The sequence below is a fragment of the Methanobrevibacter sp. genome, from assembly GCF_045646045.1.
In the GTDB taxonomy this organism is placed as follows: Archaea; Methanobacteriota; Methanobacteria; order Methanobacteriales; family Methanobacteriaceae; genus Methanocatella.
This window is the reverse complement of record NZ_JAZRJY010000033.1, coordinates 1-20,526: the sequence shown is the minus strand read 5'-3', so window position 1 is coordinate 20,526 and position 20,526 is coordinate 1. Positions and strand designations below refer to the sequence as shown.

The 20,526-nt window shown below is 32.6% G+C and carries 11 protein-coding genes; 5 read left to right on the top strand and 6 right to left on the bottom strand.

Annotated elements, in window-relative coordinates:
• The first annotated feature begins 3 nt into the window (after positions 1-3).
• On the top strand, positions 4-12,213 hold the full coding sequence (locus tag ACKI5C_RS02225; RefSeq protein ID WP_407431598.1) for an amino acid adenylation domain-containing protein: 12,210 nt from the start codon (positions 4-6) through the stop codon (positions 12,211-12,213).
• 114 nt (positions 12,214-12,327) lie between these two features.
• On the opposite strand, the gene ACKI5C_RS02220 is transcribed toward ACKI5C_RS02225, so the two are convergent.
• The 4 genes from ACKI5C_RS02220 to ACKI5C_RS02205 all read right to left on the bottom strand — a co-directional run bounded on the left by ACKI5C_RS02220 (position 12,328) and on the right by ACKI5C_RS02205 (position 15,985).
• Complete coding sequence (locus tag ACKI5C_RS02220) at positions 12,328-13,845, bottom strand: hypothetical protein (RefSeq protein WP_407431596.1); 1,518 nt, start codon at positions 13,843-13,845, stop codon at positions 12,328-12,330.
• A 30-nt stretch (positions 13,846-13,875) separates the two neighbouring features.
• Entirely contained in the window at positions 13,876-14,787 is a 912-nt protein-coding gene (locus ACKI5C_RS02215) for a hypothetical protein (RefSeq protein ID WP_407431594.1), read from the bottom strand.
• A gap of 308 nt (positions 14,788-15,095) precedes the next feature.
• Positions 15,096-15,284: a hypothetical protein gene (locus ACKI5C_RS02210; protein ID WP_407431592.1), complete on the bottom strand. Its 189-nt coding sequence runs from the start codon at positions 15,282-15,284 to the stop codon at positions 15,096-15,098.
• A 20-nt stretch (positions 15,285-15,304) separates the two neighbouring features.
• Entirely contained in the window at positions 15,305-15,985 is a 681-nt protein-coding gene (locus ACKI5C_RS02205; protein WP_407431590.1) for a hypothetical protein, read from the bottom strand.
• A 300-nt stretch (positions 15,986-16,285) separates the two neighbouring features.
• On the opposite strand from ACKI5C_RS02205, the gene ACKI5C_RS02200 reads away from it, so the two are divergent.
• The 4 genes from ACKI5C_RS02200 (at position 16,286) to ACKI5C_RS02185 (ending at position 18,849) form a co-directional block, all read left to right on the top strand.
• The gene (locus tag ACKI5C_RS02200) at positions 16,286-17,428 is read left to right on the top strand and encodes a pyridoxal-phosphate-dependent aminotransferase family protein (protein WP_407431588.1); all 1,143 of its coding nucleotides are present in this window, start codon (positions 16,286-16,288) and stop codon (positions 17,426-17,428) included.
• A gap of 139 nt (positions 17,429-17,567) precedes the next feature.
• Positions 17,568-17,993 carry a GerW family sporulation protein gene (locus ACKI5C_RS02195; RefSeq protein ID WP_407431586.1) on the top strand — a complete coding sequence of 142 codons (426 nt, stop codon included), beginning with the start codon at positions 17,568-17,570 and terminating at the stop codon, positions 17,991-17,993.
• A gap of 30 nt (positions 17,994-18,023) precedes the next feature.
• Entirely contained in the window at positions 18,024-18,581 is a 558-nt protein-coding gene (locus tag ACKI5C_RS02190) for a DUF2953 domain-containing protein (protein WP_407431584.1), read from the top strand.
• Positions 18,574-18,849 carry a hypothetical protein gene (locus ACKI5C_RS02185; protein ID WP_407431582.1) on the top strand — a complete coding sequence of 92 codons (276 nt, stop codon included), beginning with the start codon at positions 18,574-18,576 and terminating at the stop codon, positions 18,847-18,849. Before ACKI5C_RS02190 ends, ACKI5C_RS02185 begins: the two co-directional genes overlap by 8 nt.
• A 55-nt stretch (positions 18,850-18,904) precedes the next feature.
• Here ACKI5C_RS02185 and ACKI5C_RS02180 read toward each other — a convergent pair whose 3' ends face one another.
• The gene (locus ACKI5C_RS02180) at positions 18,905-19,375 is read right to left on the bottom strand and encodes a hypothetical protein (protein ID WP_407431580.1); all 471 of its coding nucleotides are present in this window, start codon (positions 19,373-19,375) and stop codon (positions 18,905-18,907) included.
• 398 nt (positions 19,376-19,773) lie between these two features.
• The coding region (locus ACKI5C_RS02175; RefSeq protein ID WP_407431578.1) for a hypothetical protein at positions 19,774-20,526 on the bottom strand (753 nt) is incomplete at its 5' end.

Below are 20,526 nucleotides of genomic sequence, written 5' to 3'. Positions count from 1 at the left end.
GAGATTATAAATGATGCTGAAGATTGTTTAACACACTTACCTGTAATTTATGGAGATTTAGCATGCATATTGTACACCAGTGGTACTACAGGCATTCCAAAAGGAGTAAAAATCACAAGAAAATCAATTGTAAATTATATTGAATACTATACAGACAAGTCAAACATGACCTCAGAAGATACATTTGCATTATATGCATCTATTGGTTTTGACGTCGGTGCAATAAAAAGTATTTTCGTTTCTCTATTCGTTGGAGCCTGTTTAAATATAATTCCTGAAGAAATCAGGTTAGATATGAATAAATTAAATAATCATTTCATTAATAACAACATTACTCATGCCCACCTTCCAACACAGGTAGCCAAACTGTTTATTGATGAATTTGAAAGTTCTTCACTGAAAATTTTAGTTACCGGAGGAGAAAAATTAGGAGAAATTGATTATTCTATAGATTATATGCTTGTTGATTCATATGGTCCAACTGAAGCCTGTGTATCTGTAACTGCCATTAAAGAACAGGATAAAATTGACTATTCTTCCATCGGCCATCTGTTATACAACATTAAAGCCTACGTTTTAGACAATGAAAGAAGACGTGTCCCTGTAGGTGCAGTTGGTGAACTTTATTTAGCCGGTTATCAGATTGCTGACGGTTATTTAAATCGCGAAAAAGAAAATAATGAAGCATTCCTAGACAACCCATTTGATGAAAATAAAGATTATAGCGTACTATACCGTAGCGGAGATATGGTAAGAGTACTGAATGATGGAACTCTAGCTATTGTCGGACGTCGTGACAAACAGGTTAAAATCAGAGGAAATCGTGTAGAACTACCTGAAATCGAATCAGTCATTCGTGAAATCAATTATGTTGAAGACGTGACTGTCCAAACAATAAAACGCGGATCAAATTATGAACTGGTTGCATATGTCGTTACAAGTACAGAAACGGATAATCTTGACGAAATAATTACAAAACATATTGGAAATTCCAAACCAGAATACATGATTCCTTCATTTATTGTAAAATTAGACAAAATCCCATTAAACAATAACGGAAAAGTAGATAAAAAAGCACTGCCTGAAATTGATCCGGACAGATTGCATGAAAAATATGTTGCTCCGGCAACAAAAACCGAAAAAGACATTGTAGAAGCATTTGAAAAAACATTCAATATAGAAAAAATCAGCGTTTATGATGATTTCACCAAATTGGGTGGAGATTCATTAACAGCAATAAAATTAACACTATTGCTAAAGGAATATAACATTTCAGCAGCTGATGTTTTAAGTCTGAGAACAGCAAAAAATATTGCTGAAAATATTGGCGAAGATTCTTATGATTTGGATATTTATTCTTTGGAATCCGGTTGTCCATTAAATGAACCACAATTAAATGTATATCTGGATATTATAGCACAAAATAAAATAAATGCATACAAAATACAATTTTCAATACAGATATCTAAAGAATATAGTTCAGATATGATTTTAGATGCGATGGATACAATGATTGATACACATCCGATTCTAAAAACCCACATAAGCAATGAATTTGAAACTCCTTATTTGGTAAGTGGAAGAAAACCGGATATTTCATTTGAATCCGGAATTGATGATGAGTCCATCAATGAATTTTTAAATAAACCGTTTGATTTAGAGGACAGCTTATGCAGATTTTTAATTACTGAAAATAAAAATTATTATGAATTATTTGCATCTTTCCACCACATAATATTTGATGCATTATCACATAATGCATTTAAAAAAGATTTATTTAAAATACTTGATAATGAAGAGATTGAAATAGATAAGTCATTTTTAGAAGTATCTGCATTTAATCAGCAAATCCAAAAAACAGAAGAATATGAAGAGGCAAGTGATTTCTATGATTCAATGCTTGTAGATGCAGAAGATGGGGGCATTTTACCAAATGACAAAAATACTGATGGTCCGGGTACCCTCATCATTGATTTAGGATTTGACAAAAATTTAATTAATAAATTTGCAATGAAATATTCCATCAGTGAAAACATACTATTCACAGGTATTTTTGCATATACCCTATCAAGATTTACGGGTAGCGATACAAATGTATTTAATGTTATAGACAATGGACGAAGCAAATTTAATAATTTTAATGCAATAGGAATGTATGTAAACACATTACCATTACTTATTAACTGCAAAAATCAGAATATTCAATCATTTATGGATTCAGTATCCCATAAAATATATGATGTAATGAAATACAATTACTATCCATTTAGAGTACTGGCCAAAAAATACGACGTTGATTCAAACATCATTTTCCAGTTTGTCCCAGATTGGGTCAGCGGCATTGATGAATATGTTGAAGTCGATGATAATACAGAAAATGTGGATGATATTGGAGATTTGGTTAATGATTTCAGTGCAGAAGTTATTCAGAACGGAAATAACTACATATTAAGATTAAAGTATTGTGAAAAATATTCAAAAGATATGATTGAAAGATTTGGTGAAACATATAAATTAGTATTATCCCAAATAACTGATTATGATTATTTATCCGACATCAATATTATCGCAGAAGAAGATTTAAAACTTTTAGACAATGTCAATAAAACAGAACATGAATTGGAATATGATGACATATTGGATGCATTCAACAATAATCTTTCAAAATATCCTGAAAATAAACTTGTATCCTACAAAAATCGTTCATACACTTATGGTGAATGTGCATTTATTGCTGATAAAATAGCTAAACAGTTAAAAGAACTGGATGTTGAAGCAGAAGACAATATTGCATTTTTAGTGGAACGTAATGAATACTATATGTTTAATACATTGGCAGTGCTGTCTATAGGATGCTGCTATGTTCCTTTAGACGGTGCACTTCCAGATGAACGCTTAGAATTCATACTAGATGATTCCAATGTCAAAGTTCTTATTGTAAGTGATGAAACTTATGAAAGGTCCAAGGATTTAATAAATGATGATGTTACTCTTTTAAATATTTCAGATATATTAAAAGAGGATACTGGTGTTTTATCAACATTACCTGTTGTTTATAATGATTTGGCCTGTATTTTATACACAAGTGGTACTACAGGCATTCCAAAAGGAGTTAAAGTTACCAGAAAATCAATTCTTAACATTATGCAGTACTACGAAGAAAAATACGGCATTACACGAGATGATGTTTACGGTTTATATGCCACAATCGGCTTTGACGCAGGTACTCTTGCTTTAGGACAATGTATCTACTCCGGATCCTGCCTGTCAGTCATACCGGAAGACATCAAGTTAAATATAAAAGAGTTGAATGAGTATTTAACTGAACAGGGCGTCACCCATACCATGATGACCACACAAGTGGGAAAACTATTCATGGAAAATGCTGAAAACGATACACTGAAAGTTTTACTTGTAGGTGGTGAAAAATTAGGAGAATTCGAAAACAACAACAATTATCAGTTAGTTGATGGATTCGGACCTACCGAAACATTTTCTTTTGTAACATCAATTAAAAATGATGATAAAATTGATTACAATTCAATAGGTTTCTTAAATTACAATACCAAAGCATATATTCTGGATAATGACCTAAGACGTGTGCCGATAGGAGCTATTGGAGAATTATGTATATCCGGTTACCAGGTAGCTGCAGGATACCTGAATCGTGACAAAGAAACTCATGAATCTTTTATTGACAATCCGTTTGATGATAATGAGGAATACAATGTATTGTACCGTACAGGAGATATGGTAAGAGTACTTCCTGATGAATCATTAGCTATAGTCGGACGCCGTGACAGCCAAGTTAAAATCAGAGGAAACCGTGTAGAACTGTCTGAAATCGAATCAGTCATTCGTGAAAACGATTATATTGAAGACGTGACCGTTCAAACAATAAAACGCGGATCCAATTACGAACTGGTTGCATATGTCGTTACAAGTACAGAAACAGATAATCTCGATGAAATAATTACAAAACATATTGGAAGTTCCAAACCAGAATACATGATTCCTTCATTTATTGTAAAATTAGACAAAATCCCATTAAACAATAACGGAAAAGTAGATAAAAAAGCACTGCCTGAAGTTGAACTGGAGAGTTTGCATGGAGAATATATTGCTCCGGCAACAAAAACCGAAAAGGACATTGTAGAAGCATTTGAAAAAACATTCAATATAGAAAAAATCAGTGTTTATGACGATTTCTCCAAATTAGGCGGAGATTCATTAACAGCTATCAAATTAATATCAAATCTTAAAGATTATACTATTTCAGCTGCAGAAATCTTAAGTTTACAAACACCTAAAGCAATTGCAGATAATATTAAGGGCAATGAATTTGATTTGGATATATACGACCTTGAAAGCGGTTGTCCAATGAATGAATCACAGTTAAATGTATACCTGGACATTATTGCAAACAACAAGGTTGATTCATACCTCATTATGACACACATAGATATTCCAAACAGATATTCACTGGAAAATATATGTAATGCTTTAAATGAAATGATAAATGTTCATCCTATACTGAATATGCGCATAAGCAATGATTATGAAGTTCCTTATCTGGTAAAAGGAAGTAAACCTGAAATTCTGGTTGAAAATGAATATGACGAAGATTTACTATATTCATTCTTAACTTCATCATTTGATTTGTATGATAGCTTATGTAGATTCCTTATTATCAAAAATGATGAAGAATATAGTTTATTTGCTGTATTCCATCACATCATAGTTGACGGATTATCCAAAGGAGTATTTAAAAATGATTTAATGAAAATATTAAATGATGAAAAAGTTGATATTGATACATCATTTTTAAAAGTATCTGCATTTAACCAGCAAATAAAAGAAACCGAAGAATATGAAGATGCTGATAAATTCTATGAATCACAATTATCAGATAATGACAATATAAATAGCTTACTGGAAGACATTAATCCGGACGGTCCAGACAATTACACCATTGATTTGGAGATTGATAATTCAATATTAAATGAATTTTTAGAAAAGAATAACATTAGCGAAAATATCTTATTCACAAGCATTTTTGCCTACACACTGTCAAGATTTACAGGCAATGACAAAATATTATTTAACATTACAGAAAACGGACGTGACAGATACAATAATTTAAACAGTATCGGTATGTATGTTACAACATTGCCTCTGTTAATTAACTGTCAAGATCAAAGCGTCACTTCGTTTATGGAACATGCATCTGAAATCATTTATAAAACAATGCAATATAATTTCTATCCTTTCAGAGAACTGGTCAATAAGTATGATATTAATTCAAACATCTTATTCCAGTATCTTCCGGAATGGTTTAACCACGATTTAGAAAAAAGAAATGACAGTAATATCAACATCATCAGCAACATGAATGATACTATAGCTGATTTAAATGTTGACATTATAAATAACAGCGGCAAATACAGAATAAACATAAACTACGGATACAAATATTCAAAAGACACAATTGCAAGATTATGTGAATCATATAAATTAATAACATCACAGATAATGGAAAGTGAAAATCTCTCAGATCTTGATTACACAGCTGAAAGAGACATTGAACTTTTAGACAAATATAATCAGACGCAACATCCTCTGGATTACGATGATATCTTAGATGCGTTCAATGATAATCTCTCAAAATATCCAAATAATAAACTGGTATCATATAACGATGTTTCATACACTTACAGCGAAGGTGCATTCATAGCTCATGAAATCGCCAGAAAATTAATTAATTTAGGTGTTGAACCTCAAGATTGTGTTGGATTTTTAGTTCCTCGCAGCGAATTATATCTTTTATCAGTTTTAGCTATAATGTCTGTGGGTGGCGTTTATGTTCCTCTGGATGATGCTCTTCCTGATGACCGTTTGAGCTTCATAATAAAAGATACACAATCCAAGGTTGTTATTGTCAGTGATAAAACTGAAGAGCGTGCATCCAATTTAGATAGTGACTGTACTATTTTAGATATATCTGAAATTATAAATGATGCTGATGATTGTTTAACACATTTACCTGTAACTTATGGTGATTTAGCCTGTATTTTATATACCAGCGGTACTACAGGCATTCCAAAAGGTGTGAAAATCACAAGAAAATCAATTGTAAATTATATTGAATACTATGCAGACAAGTCAAACATGACTCAGGAAGACGCATTTGCATTATATGCATCCATCGGTTTTGACGTCGGTGCAATAAAAAGTATTTTCGTTTCACTTTTCGTTGGAGCCTGTTTAAATATAATTCCTGAAGAAATCAGGTTAGATATGAAAAAATTAAATGAACATTTCATCAATTACAACATTACTCATGCCCACCTTCCAACACAGGTAGCCAAACTGTTCATTGAAGAATTTGAAAGTTCCTCACTGAAAATTTTAGTTACTGGAGGGGAAAAATTAGGTAAAATTGATTATTCAACAGATTATACGCTTGTTGATTCATATGGTCCAACCGAAGCCTGTGTATCTGTAACTGCCATTAAAGAACAGGATAAAATTGACTATTCTTCCATCGGCCATCTGTTATACAACATTAAAGCCTATGTTTTAGATGATGAAAGAAGGCGTGTTCCTTTAGGTGCAGTTGGTGAACTTTATTTGGCCGGTTATCAACTTGCTGACGGTTATTTGAATCGTGAAAAAGAAAATAGAGAAGCATTCCTAGATAATCCATTTGAAAATGATGAAAATTATAGCGTACTATACCGTACAGGAGATATGGTAAGAGTACTGGATGACGGAACACTAGGTATTGTCGGACGTCGTGACAAGCAGGTTAAAATCCGCGGTAACCGTGTTGAATTATCTGAAATTGAAGCAGCGATTCGTGAATTACCACAAATTGAAGATGTTACCCTGCAGACAATTAAAAATGCAAACAACAATGAATTGGCAGCCTATGTTGTTGCAAATTGTGAAGTTGAAAACATTAATGATTTAGTTTGCGATTATGTAAATGAGCAAAAACCAGATTATATGGTTCCTTCATATGTTATCCAGTTAGATGAGATTCCTTTAAACGTTAATGGTAAGGTAGATAAAAAAGCTCTGCCTGCTGTTGATTTGGATGCATTACGTGTAGAATATGTTGCTCCTACAAATGAAACAGAAAAGGTTATTGTGGATGCTTTTGAAGTTGTATTTAATCAGAAAGGCATTGGATTAAATGATGACTTCGTCCATCTCGGTGGAGATTCTATCACGGCAATTCGCGTTATTGCATTGCTTGAGAAAAATAATATTTCATGCACCGCTAGAGATATATTGAATCATAAAACTCCATACTTAATTGCACAAAATGTAGATTCTGCAGAAATCATCAGCTATGATAGTGTTGAAGGTGAAGTCGACCTGCTTCCTATTCAGTCATTTTACTTTGATCAGATTAATTCTGATGATTATATGCAACCGTTCTTCTTAAAATCAAAAGAAAAAATAGAAAAGAACATTTTGCAAAATGCTTTAAATGAATTGACCAATCTTCATGACATGCTTCGTGCATCCTATAAAATTGAAAATGGAAAAGCAGTTCAGGAAATAATGCCTGTAAATACCTGCGTCTGTGAAATAAACGAACATGAAATTACAGATAATTTTGAAAGAAGAGTAGAGGAAATCTATATTAATTCAGTCAAATCACTGAATATTTTAAATAACCTGATAGAAATCAATCTTATTCATTATAATGATGAATCATACATAATATTCGTCATACACCATTTAATAATTGACGGTGTAAGCTGGAACATATTAATCAATGATTTGACGAGTATTTATTATGCTCTCAAAGCCAAAGAAGAAATTGAAATTCCAAAAGCGTACCCATATAAATATTGGGTTGAAGACGTTAAAGAACTGGTAGAAAATATTTCCGATGAGGAAAAAGAGCACTGGATAGGAATCAACAATTCATTAGATGATTCAAGTATTAAGGGAAAAACTCAAGGATTTAAAATCAATACTGATGTAAATTATAATACAGCCAATATTTTGAATCTATCTGAAGAGGAATATCTGGCCTTGGCAATAGCTAGAGCATACAAAAAGACATATGATGAAGATATTATATTCAACCGTGAATCATACGGTCGTGATGAGGATATTGCAAACCTTACAAGAACAGTAGGTTGGTTTACCAGCCAATATCCTGTACAGGTAAAAACAAATAATGGATATGATGATATCTCTTTAGTAAATGATGTTTACAGACTTAAAACAGCTTTTAATGAAGTTAATAATTTAGGTTTAAATTATGCATCCTTAATTTATACTACAAATGAATTGGAATTCAAGCATTGTCCTGTCACTTTCAACTTCCTAAGTACCGAATTTGAATTTAAAAATGAATTATTTGAATCATTTGAAATTTCCTTATCCGGAGACAGTGAAATTGAATCCGAATCCTACGGTATCAGTTTAAATGTTTCCCGCTCTGATGATTCATATGTCATCGGAGGAACATATGCAGAAAATACCTACATTGGCGACGGATTTGATCTTTTCATTGAAAATATTAAGGAAGAAATGGACTTCATTGCCAATTACCGAAACGAAAATATTGTCTGCTGTTTATCTGAAGTTCAGATAGGTCTTTATTTAGATGAAAAAATGAACGATAAAGGAATTGCATATGCAGGTCCGGGCTTTGTTGAATGCGACAGCACCAAATCAGTTACAGAAATCAGAAATGCAATAAATGCAGTAATTGACAAACATCCTGTTTTGAAATCCCGCATTGTAGATACTGAAGATATGCCGCTTATAATTTGTGACAGCTATCCTTCAATTGAAGTCATTGATGTTGACAATCATTCCGAACTCGTCAAACCGTTCAATCTTAACGAATCATTAGTTGATTTCTACATTATTGATGATGGCAAATCCAAGGAAATCTTTTATAACATACACCACATTATTACCGATGCAACAACCAGAACAATCATTACAAAAGATTTAAATGATGCATTAGATGGCAAATTGGATGATAGTGTGGATTTAGGCTTTGTCCGAAATAATAATGAGTTATTTAAATCAAAATATGAATCACAGTATAAATCAGCATACAACTTCTTTAAGGAAAAACTTGCAGATATTGATGAAATCGGAGTTTTATTGGATGATGTTGACGGCAAGAAAGGAAGCGTCATTCTTCCAATAAGAGGCGTCCGTAATCATGTTGAAGAGTTAACTCATGAATTAGGTATTACTGTAAGCAATCTGTTGAATGCAGTATTTGCATATACATATTCACGTTTCACAGGCACAGATAAGGTTTATTATACTTTTACAGAAAACGGTCGTCACAGAGATTATCTTGAAAATGCTGCAGGAATGTATGTAAATACAATTCCAATCATTATAGACTGCAAAAACAAAGAAGTTAATGAGTATCTAAACGATGTTTCTGATTTGATTTTAGAATCCATGTCAAATACTGTTTATCCATTCAGATTGCTTAGAAGCGAATTTGACTTGAATAATGATGTTATTTTCGAATACAATTATGATTTAAATGATGTATCCGACGTTGGAGATGAAATAATATACAGTGATAAGGTAGACAGTGTTTCAGACATTATCTGTGTTGTGAATGATTTGAATGACGGTTATGTAGTCAATATCAGTCACTCAGACAATCATAGCCAAAATACAATAGGACGCTTTGCAAAAGTCTTTAAAGAAGTACTGACCCAAATTTTGGATAAAGACAACTTAAGCGATATTGCATACACTCCAATCTCAGACATTAGTCTTTTAGACAGCTATAATGAAACAGAACACAAATTAAAATACAGTGATGTTTTGGAAGCATTTAATGATAATCTCTCAAAAAATCCTGAAAGCAAATTGGTTTCATATAACGATGCATCATACACATACTCCGAGGGAGCTTTCATTGCAAATAAAATAGCTGAATCCTTAAAAGAACTGGGAATTGACCCGCAGGACAATGTTGCATTTTTAACTGAAAGATCAGAACTCTACATGTTCAGCATTTTAGGAGTTTTATCTGCAGGTGCAGTTTATGTTCCGCTGGATGATGCACATCCTGATGAACGTATAAAATTCATTTTGGAAGATATTGGAGCAAAAGCAGTTATTGTCAGTGATAAAACATATGAACGTGCTAAACATTTATCTGACAAACCAGCTATTCTAAACATTTCAGACATCATGAGGAAAGAAATTGGTGATTTATCTGAATTAACATACAGTAATGAAGAATTGGCCTGTATCCTATACACAAGTGGTACTACAGGTATTCCTAAAGGAGTTAAAATCACCAGAAAATCAATACTCAACCTATCAGAATTCTACATTAGAAAATTCAACTTAAATAAAGAGGATACTTATGCATTATTCGCTTCAATCGGTTTTGATGTGGCTATGAAAGCAGTATTCCCATCAATCTGTGCAGGAGCATGTCTGAGTGTAGTTCCTGATGAAATTAAACTGAATATGAATGCAATGAATGAGTATTTCATCAGAAATAATGTAACTCATACGGAAATTTCCACACAGGTTGCAAAATTATTTACCGAACAAGTGGACAAAACCTCATTGAAAGTGTTAACTACAGGAGGAGAAAAGTTAGGTGAAAGCGAAATTGATGCGGATTATCAATTTATAGATTCATACGGACCTACTGAAGCATGTGTTGATGTTACAAGTATTGATATAAAAGATAAAATTGATTATTCATCAATCGGATATTTACTCGACAATACAAAAGCATACATTTTAGACGAGGAACAAAGACGCCTGCCGATTGGTGCTGTTGGAGAATTATATGTAGCAGGTTACCAAATCGCAAAAGGCTATTTAAACCGTGATGAAGAGACACAAAAAGCATTCATTGACAATCCGTTTGATGATAATGATGATTATGCGACCCTATATCGTACCGGAGATATGGTAAGATTACTGCCTGACGGATCACTGGCCATTATTGGACGTCATGACAAACAGGTTAAAATCAGAGGAAACCGTGTAGAATTGCAGGAAGTTGAAGCAGTTATAAGAAAAATCTCTTTTGTAGATGATGTAACAGTTCAAACCATGAATAACAGAGGAAATAATGAGCTGATAGCCTATGTTGTAACATCAAATGAACTGGAAGCTGATGAACTTAAAACCAGCATATGTAATTTTGTAAGAGACAACAAACCAGACTACATGATTCCTTCACATGTTATCAGATTAGACAGAATCCCATTAACTGTAAACGGGAAAGTGGATAAAAATGCCCTTCCGGAAGTTGATAGGGATACTCTGCTGACAGAATATGTTGCACCAAGAACAGAAACCGAAAAAATAGTGGTTGAAACGTTCGAAAAAGTATTCAATCAGGAAAAAATTAGCCTGTACGATGATTTCATCAGCATTGGTGGAGATTCTATTATTGCAATTAAAATGGTGTCCCTGTTAGCAAAAGAGAACATTAAAATTGATGCAAGAAGCATATTCAACAGCAGAACACCTCATGAAATTGCCAGAGTAATCGATGGAAATAAAACTGAATATGGATTCAATCTAGTTAAAAAAGGTAAAAAAGATCAAAATATGTTCATATTCCCACCTCTTTCAGGATTATCCTTCCAGTATTCCCAATTAGTTAATAAACTTGAATTTGAAGGCAATGTATACCTTATAGATGATTATAAATATGACTTGCCTTTAGAAGAAATTAGAAAAATTGACAGTCTTGATTCTACACTTGAAATGTACTATGATGCGATTAAAGACATTTTCAAGGATGGAGACATAATTGTCGGATATTCACTGGGCTGTGTTTTTGCATCATTAATCACTGAACGTCTGGAAAAAACCAAAACTGTTGACAAATGTATACTGATTGATGGAGCATTAATATTCGATTATGAACTTGAATTGAATAAGGAAGATATTACCAATTCTCTTTTAAAAGACGAATTAAATAAACTGGGATATGGTGGAGATGAAGAATTTACAAATAAAATTATTGAAGTAATATACTGCAATAGAAATAGGCATTTCCATGACCCTAAAATCAATTCCCCAGTAATTTATTTGGATACAAGGAATCTGTATAAAAAGCAATTAGCCAGAATATCTTCAAATTACAAACTCATTCCAATTGATTCAACACATGCAGACATCATAAAAAAAGATGCGGATAAAATCATCAAATATCTAAAATGATATTTTAATAATCCGCATTTCGATTTGTCTGATGTTATAAAAAAAGAGTGATGATAATCACCCTCTTAACCAGCAACTCTTAAATATCAGTCAATTCGCAAGTCCGATTATAACCTATGGCAAATAACCACTAACTGAACTGAATATTTCTTCGACACCAGATAATACTGCCTCCAAATCACCAGCAGCACTAGAAGCTTCACTTCCCGCTTCAGCAATTGAAGATACATCAGCGGCAAAACCTTCCACTTCAACAATTGAAGATACATCAGATACAAGACTTTCCGTTTCAACAATTGAAGATGCATCAACTGCAAGACTTCCCGTTTCAGCATACGAACTTATTTCCCCCATGAAATTGTACGAAGGTTGTCCACATAATCCTCCAAATGCACCAAATACAACCCCCATCAGGATAAAATCTAAATAATAATTTCCCATATCTAAATCAATAGAATAACTAGCTTCAAAATAATATTCTGCAGCGAAAATACCAAAACCTGCACCAATAGCCGCACCTATAGCCATACCGATAAAAGGATTACAAGTAAAGGCAGATGCAAGAAAACCTGCAGCAAATGCACCAACAGAAACAACTACACCCATCCAATCTAAATCTTTCTCAGATAGGCCTTCTGCAAAGCAAATATCCTTAGTATCACTTGTGACGTTTTTATAATCAACCTGCATCAGTCCTCCGTCACCGACACAGACATTATCACCTTCTCCATATGCTTTATTTCCCTTGAATGTACAGTTGTTAAGTGACAAAAATCCCTGATTAAAGATTGCACCACCGTTTTTGGCATAATTATTAGTAAAACTACAATTATCACACACTATAGTATCTGTGTTTATAATTGCTGCACCCCAATCCCTTTCAAATGTATAGTGCATACGATTGTTATCAAATCGAACATTGTTGAAATAACATTGCCCTGCAAAACATTCAACAGCCGTGTTGAAGTTTTTAACAGTCAAATCATAAGCCGCAAAAATGGTATTACGGTCACCACCCATTTCAACCCATTTTTTCTCACCACGGTCATCTTTGGAATCACCATCAATTGTTGAACCGTTACCCATTATAATAATTGAATCAAAACCGGATATATTTGGTCTCCAACAAACATCAGATACGGCAGTTATCTTATCTGTAAAAATAACTTTAAAATTATTAACAAAGTTATCAACACATTTATCTGTGTCAAACCATTGATCCCATCCTTTAACCGAAGAAATTTCAGAATAATCATAGACATCATGAACAAAACCTATGAGATTTTGTGTAAGGCTGAATTTATAGTTTTCATGAAGTACACAATCAAAAACCTGATTGAAATCCGTTATGTATGAAAAAGACATTGATTTAAGATAATCAAAACCAAAGTGAAAAACAGGCGGGGAAGGCATATCAATATGGAATGATTCAATCCAATCTACTTTAAAGTTCAACATATCTTTGTAAAATTTGTCCAAATAAACATAATCAGATATTTCCTCATATGCAGCAAAATTCAAAATGAAAACACCACTTTCATTAAAATATTGGGCAAAATAATTAAAATTATCACCAATATTATTTACACCACCGACCATAATGGCTTTATATAACAATGGAATAATATCCAATTTATAACCCTTTTCTGTAGATATATTACCTCACACAGGAATCTTATATGAATAGAAAAGATAATCTGCATCAATATTAGATTCAGCACCGTCAATGAAAGGAATTTTATTATTAAAAGTATCATTAATCAGATTAATTTTTTCACGTTTGCGATCGGCATATATTGCTTCACCGGTTAGCTGTGAAGTCGAATTAACAAAAACACACCATGAAACGGTATTGTTCACACCACCAATATATAATGCGCCGCCAACTCCTCTTGCCGTGTTATTGATAAACCTGCAATTCTCAATTGTTCCATTGTTTCCGGTCCAGGTCATTGCACCACCATTAACGGCACAATTGTTGTAGAAATTACAGTCTTTCATGGTTCCATTGTTACCCTGCCAGCATATTGGGCTGTTAATCCTGTCAAAACTGTAATTGCCATGAACCTTTGGACCGGGCATACTACCAGGCACACTATTAGCAAAGGTCAAATTGCTGATTGTTACATTATTTCCAGATATTTTAAATATTACAAAGTTCTGAGAACCACCAGCATCAATTGTAAAACCATTACCGTTAATAATGATATTATCCTGATTAATTGCAATAATACGATCCTGCAATATTAATGTCTGACTATTACCATCAAATATATAATCCCTTGTAAAATTATAAACATCACCGGAATGCAAATTCTCAATATCCTCCTTCAAATCATCATATGAACCAGGCACACCACCATTTGTTTGACCATCGTCCATATTAATCTGAATAGAAAATCCAAAATTTATCCGAGTATTAACAGGATTATTATCTATTTGTCCTACATTAGAATAATCAATGTTTATTTCATGATTTTGTCCATCTGCAGTAACATTATCACTGATTTGATTTGAATCAGCTGCAAAAGCACAAGATGCACTTATTAAAAGACATGCACTTATTATGACCAAAATCATCAATTTTTTAAATTCAACATTGAACACCACCATAGTTGATGTAAACTACTTTTTACATTACTATCTAAAAGTTAAAACATATAAATATTTTCGCAAGTGAACATATATCAACTAATAAATAATAGCAGTTTACTTTTCAACAATTAAAAAAATAAAATTGATTATACAAAATATGGCAATGAATTGTTTGATGATGCAAAATACATTGGCATGAAATCAATTTAACATATCCAAATTATTTCGCTAAAATGAATAATATGCAACAAAAAAAGTAGAATTAAATTGTATTTAAAAAAATACAACTAAAATCTTGGTCCGGGGATGAAAATTAAATCATCGGGAATATTATCATTTGAATTTTCTAAAGAACTCAAATCAAAATAACAACAATATTCCTTATCAACAGGACAAGGGAAAAAAATAAAATCCCCTAATATATGATGATTATTAATTGAATCATCTAAATCTGAATTTAAAGATGTTTTTAACATTATTAGAACCACTTATTCATTTAAAATTTTGGGGAAATTGAAGGTCCATGTTCCGGATTGATGGAAGGTCCAATAATAGGTACTGAATGAGGTCCGAATGGGTAATATGGGAAAACTTCCATATCGATATCCATATCCTGATTTACAATACCCGGAATAAACATGCCCGGACGGTTATTTCCAAAAGGAACATTAATAACAGGACAATAGTCCATAATAGGAATATCAATACTTGAACAGTCATTGATAGAATAGTTATCATCATCACCAAATGTAATATTAGGAGTGATAACTATAACAGGAGTACTAGGAACCCCAGGATCATCATCAGAAACATTACCTGCAAAAATAGGACGTATACCACCCATATTGTCAGTAGCTACATGACCAACAGCTACATGACCAAAAGAAATATGGCTTGGAAAAACAGGAATATTGCTAGCAATCGGAACATCAGCAAAAGGAACATCAGCAAAAGGAACATCAGCAAAAGGAACCTCATCAACAACAGAATCATCAACAACAGAATCATCAACAACAGAATCATCAACAACAGGAATATCAACAACATTATCATCCAAAACAGGACGTTCAACATTCATAACTAAACCATCAACACCAAAATCGGAAGATGCTGAGACAGCACATACACCAACTAATAAAATTGGCAGTAATAATAAACTAAATAGAATTTTTCTCATAATAAACCATACCTGTTTTTATGTCCATCAATAAATTGCTTTATTGAATTACATAAGTTAATATATAATTATAAAAAGCATTTAATATAAACGTTTTCGAATGTAAGTGCTTACTTACATCATTAAATATTTAAATAAAATAAATTAAATGGTTATTTTAGAATTAAAGTATTTTAAAGAAGAAAACTTTGATTATAACGGAAAAAACTTTTCCGAGGACAATATATAAAAAGTATAAAAATTAAATAAATAATTAGATTTAGCCATACTAAATCTTTTTTTTATAATGGAGGAAAATCAATGGATGATATTTTATTAATGCTTCCTGGACCAACAACAGTAGACCCTAGAGTCTTAGCTGCAATGTCAAAAGCTGTTGTTAATCACAGAGGCGCAAAATATGGAGAAATATTAACTGAAACTACAGAATTAATGAGTAAAGTATTCCAAACCCCAAATAAATCTTATTTATTAACCGGATCAGGTACTGCTGCAATGGAAGCTGCTATTGCAAATACCGTTGCACCTGGTGAAAAAATGTTGAATGTTGTTGGTGGAAAATTCGGTGAACGTTTTATGAAAATAGCACAAACTCACGGAATTGATGCACAGGAATTAGCAGTCGAATGGGGAACTGCAGTATCACCAAAACAAATCGCAGAAGTACTTGATGAAAATGAAGACATCAAAGCAATTTCTGTTATACACAATGAAACTTCTACTGGAGTAGCTGCACCAATCGAAGAAATTGGTAAAGTTATGAAAAATTATGATGCATTATACATTGTAGATACCGTATCATCCCTTGCAGGAGACCATGTAGATGTTGAAAAATTCGGTATTGATGTCTGTGTAACCGGTTCACAAAAATGTTTAGCAGCACCTCCTGGAATGGCAGCTATTACATTAAGTGACGATGCATGGAAAGCTGTTGACAATGTTGAAACCAACACATTTTATTTAGATTTGAAAGCAGCAAGAAAAAGTGGAAACAAAAATCCGCCTGAAACTCCTTATACTCCATCCGTTTCATTAACTTATGCTATGAACGAAGCATTAAAAATAGTTATGGAAGAAGGACTTGAAAATAGAGTTGCACGTCACCATAAAGCAGCAAAAGCTAGTGTTGCAGCAGTTAAAGCATTAGGCTTAGAATTATTCGCTGATGAAGCAGTATCCTCTGCAACCGTAACTGCAGTTAAAATGCCTGAAGGCGTTGCAGATGCTGACTTTAGAGGAACAACCCGTGACAAATATGGTGTGGAATTAGCTGGAGGACAAGATCACTTAAAAGGAAATGTCTTCAGAATAGGTCACATGGGATGCATTTCCTACAAAGAATTAGTTCAAACTTTTGCAGCTATCGGAATGACCTTAAAAGGTTTAGGTGTAATTGACGATGCCGGTGCTGGTGTAGCATCCATTACAGAATCATACTTATGATTCTGATTTTTTCTTTTTTTAACCAAAAAACTATTATTAACCATACAAAAAAGCCCATTCACTTCAACTTCATTATGTTTTAAAAAAGTATTTAAAACACAATATACCATAGATAATATTAATTTAGGATGTAGATATTATGGCACAAAATATAAAAACAACAGTTGAAGAATTACGTAAACTCATAAATGTCGATAATGTTATCGGTACACCGATTGAAACCGAAGATAAAATTCTTATTCCAGTAATGAGAATGGGAGTAGGTTTCGGTGCTGGTGAAAGCATTATGGGTAATGATGGAAATGATGTTGCAGGTGCAGGCGCAGGTGTAGAACCTATTTCAATGGTTATGATTCCTAAAAAAGGAAATGATGCTGAAGGTGTACGTGTACTTGATTTAAGTAAAGGAACCGAAACTAATAAAGCATTATCTGATTTAGGTTTAATTATTACTGATTTAGTTAAAAGTTACATGAGTCAGGAAGGCGAATATGTAGATGAAGAAGAGTTTATTGAACCTGAATTTACAACCTATGATGGCGAAGAAAAAGAAGAAAAAGAATAGGACCTATATTTTATGTTAAACATCCTATTGATGATTATCCTATTAATCATCATACTTATTTTTATTATTTTACTTGTTGGAATTAGATTAAAAGTTAAATGGGTAAAAATAGATAAAGATTATGACGGATGTCTTGAAATAATTCTTTTTAGAAAATTAAAAGTTTATACATATAATTTCAAATCCGAAGATGACGAAGAAGATGAAACCGACGAGGATGAAAATAAAAGGGATTTGAAAAAGCTATACGAACTGGTAAAACCTTGTTTTGATGATTTGAAAAAATTCCTGCATGAAATTTTAGCTGCAGTTGATATCAGCAGGATTGAAAATGATTTGGTCATTGGCTTTTCTAATTTTGCAAAAACCGGCGAGTATATTGGTTACATATGGGCAATTTTAGCGATTATTAATTCAAGTATACCAAACAGCCATTTGAGAGCACATCCCTCATTTACCGGAGAAGTTTTAAACCTGAAAGGCTTTATGAATATAGACATTTATGTTTTAAAGTTAATTGTCCCATTGATAAGATTGATTTCAAAAAAGGAAATTAGAGAACTGATTAAGGGGGTTTTAAATGGCTGAAAACTTTGAAGAAATGATTAAGTTCATATTTGAAATAGAAGAGATTGATGAAATCAAATTCAAAAAAATTGAAATATCTGAGGACAAAATCATATTCTTTGCATTTCGTGGAAGTCAAAAAATGATGCTTGGAAAATTGACTTCAGGTACCATTGAACCTCTCTGCTTTATCTTGAAAATGGGTGGTGAATACCACTACTGTCCACTTAACAAAAACAAATTCGATGAAGAAATAGTTAAAAAATTCGTGGCTCAATATAAATATTAAAAAAAAGACTTATTTCAGTAAAATAACTGAAATAAGTTCCATATCATTTTTATAATCAGTTTATCATGTTAGAATCGATTTCTTTTAGAATTTTGCCGGTAGGGCTGAGTAAAATTAATTTAACATAATAATCATCACTATGTACATGGAATTTAAAGTTAGTTATAGCGAAAGACCCATAAGCATCAGGTTGATCAATAACATTATTGATAGAGATTAAATCAACCCCATAAGAATCTGAACTAAGAAACCAGCGACAACCAGCACTGGTATTATATTTGGCAGACATACTGAAATCACCATTACCATCCAAAATTACTCCAGGACGATCAGATAATGATTTAGCTACTGAATTGCCATTATTAGTTAATATTAACCCATTATGCAAATCAGGTAAAGAAAGACCACCTAATGAATAAGTAGGATTAGTATTATTATCGTTTGCATTAGAGTCATCACTAGTCAAAAGAACAAGATTATCATCATTAACAACAGTATTTGGTGCAGTAGAATCATTACCAATCAAAACAGGTACATCATGATGAGGTACAGTTGGTTTATTGAGATGACCGAATGTATAATTACCAGCATCATTAATATCTGCAGCGCAAACACTTCCAAAACTAACTAATACTGCAAAAAGTAATAAAAAAGCAAAAGACAGATTTTTTCTAGAATTTAATATCCTAATTAATAAACACCTATTTTATAAGTTTATGTTAAAATGTAAAAATAATTATTACACACAACACATTATAAAGTTTAATTTGAAAATATATAAAGTTATTCGCAAGCAATTACTTGCAAACATGAAATAAAGCCAAAAAACATCTAAAAATCCAACAATTAAACAAAATGAAAGTTTTTTCAACGAATTTAAAAAAAAATAATAAAAAAAATAATCATTAAATGAAAATTCAATGATTACATAAGGATTTCAAAATGAGCAAACTGATAACCATCAAATAATGGTTTTACAATTAAATAACCATTATTATTAGCTATAATCAACTTATTTGCATTTGGCGCATGAGTTAATAAGCGATCCAAAATTATTTGCTGCTGATCAGCTGTTAACTCTGAACCCCCTGATATAATTTCCAAATTATGGCCATTGAATTCAACAATTCTACCGTGATGAATAGGTTCCTCAGGTATTTGAACTGGAGCTTGTATCTGCCCTTGTGCAAAGTAACCGCCAAATGCTCCACCGATTGCACCAGCAACCATAGATCCACCAATCAACAATAAACTAAATTGCAAATCATTAAAAGTTACATCCATAGTATTATAACAAACAAGCAAAGAACCTATAGCACCTATACAAGCACCTACAGCAGCACCTGCAACCGCTCCAGCCTTAATACTACCAGTAAGATAACCGGCTCCAGCACCAACCACAAAAGACACAGCAGCAGTCGTTACAACCATAGCGGTAGTTTGCATTGCATCAAGATCTTTAACTTCATCATAATCTATTTTTTGAGCAGCATACACATTGCCGACACCTTCCAGATTACAGATATCAACACCGACACCACCAGTAGTAATGCCGATGGAATTCAAGAAACTTCCCTCAACATAATTACTGTAAAAACTACAATTTTCAACAGTCAATAAACCTTGATTGTAAATAGCACCACCACAATTAGCAACATTATTGGAGAAAGTACAATT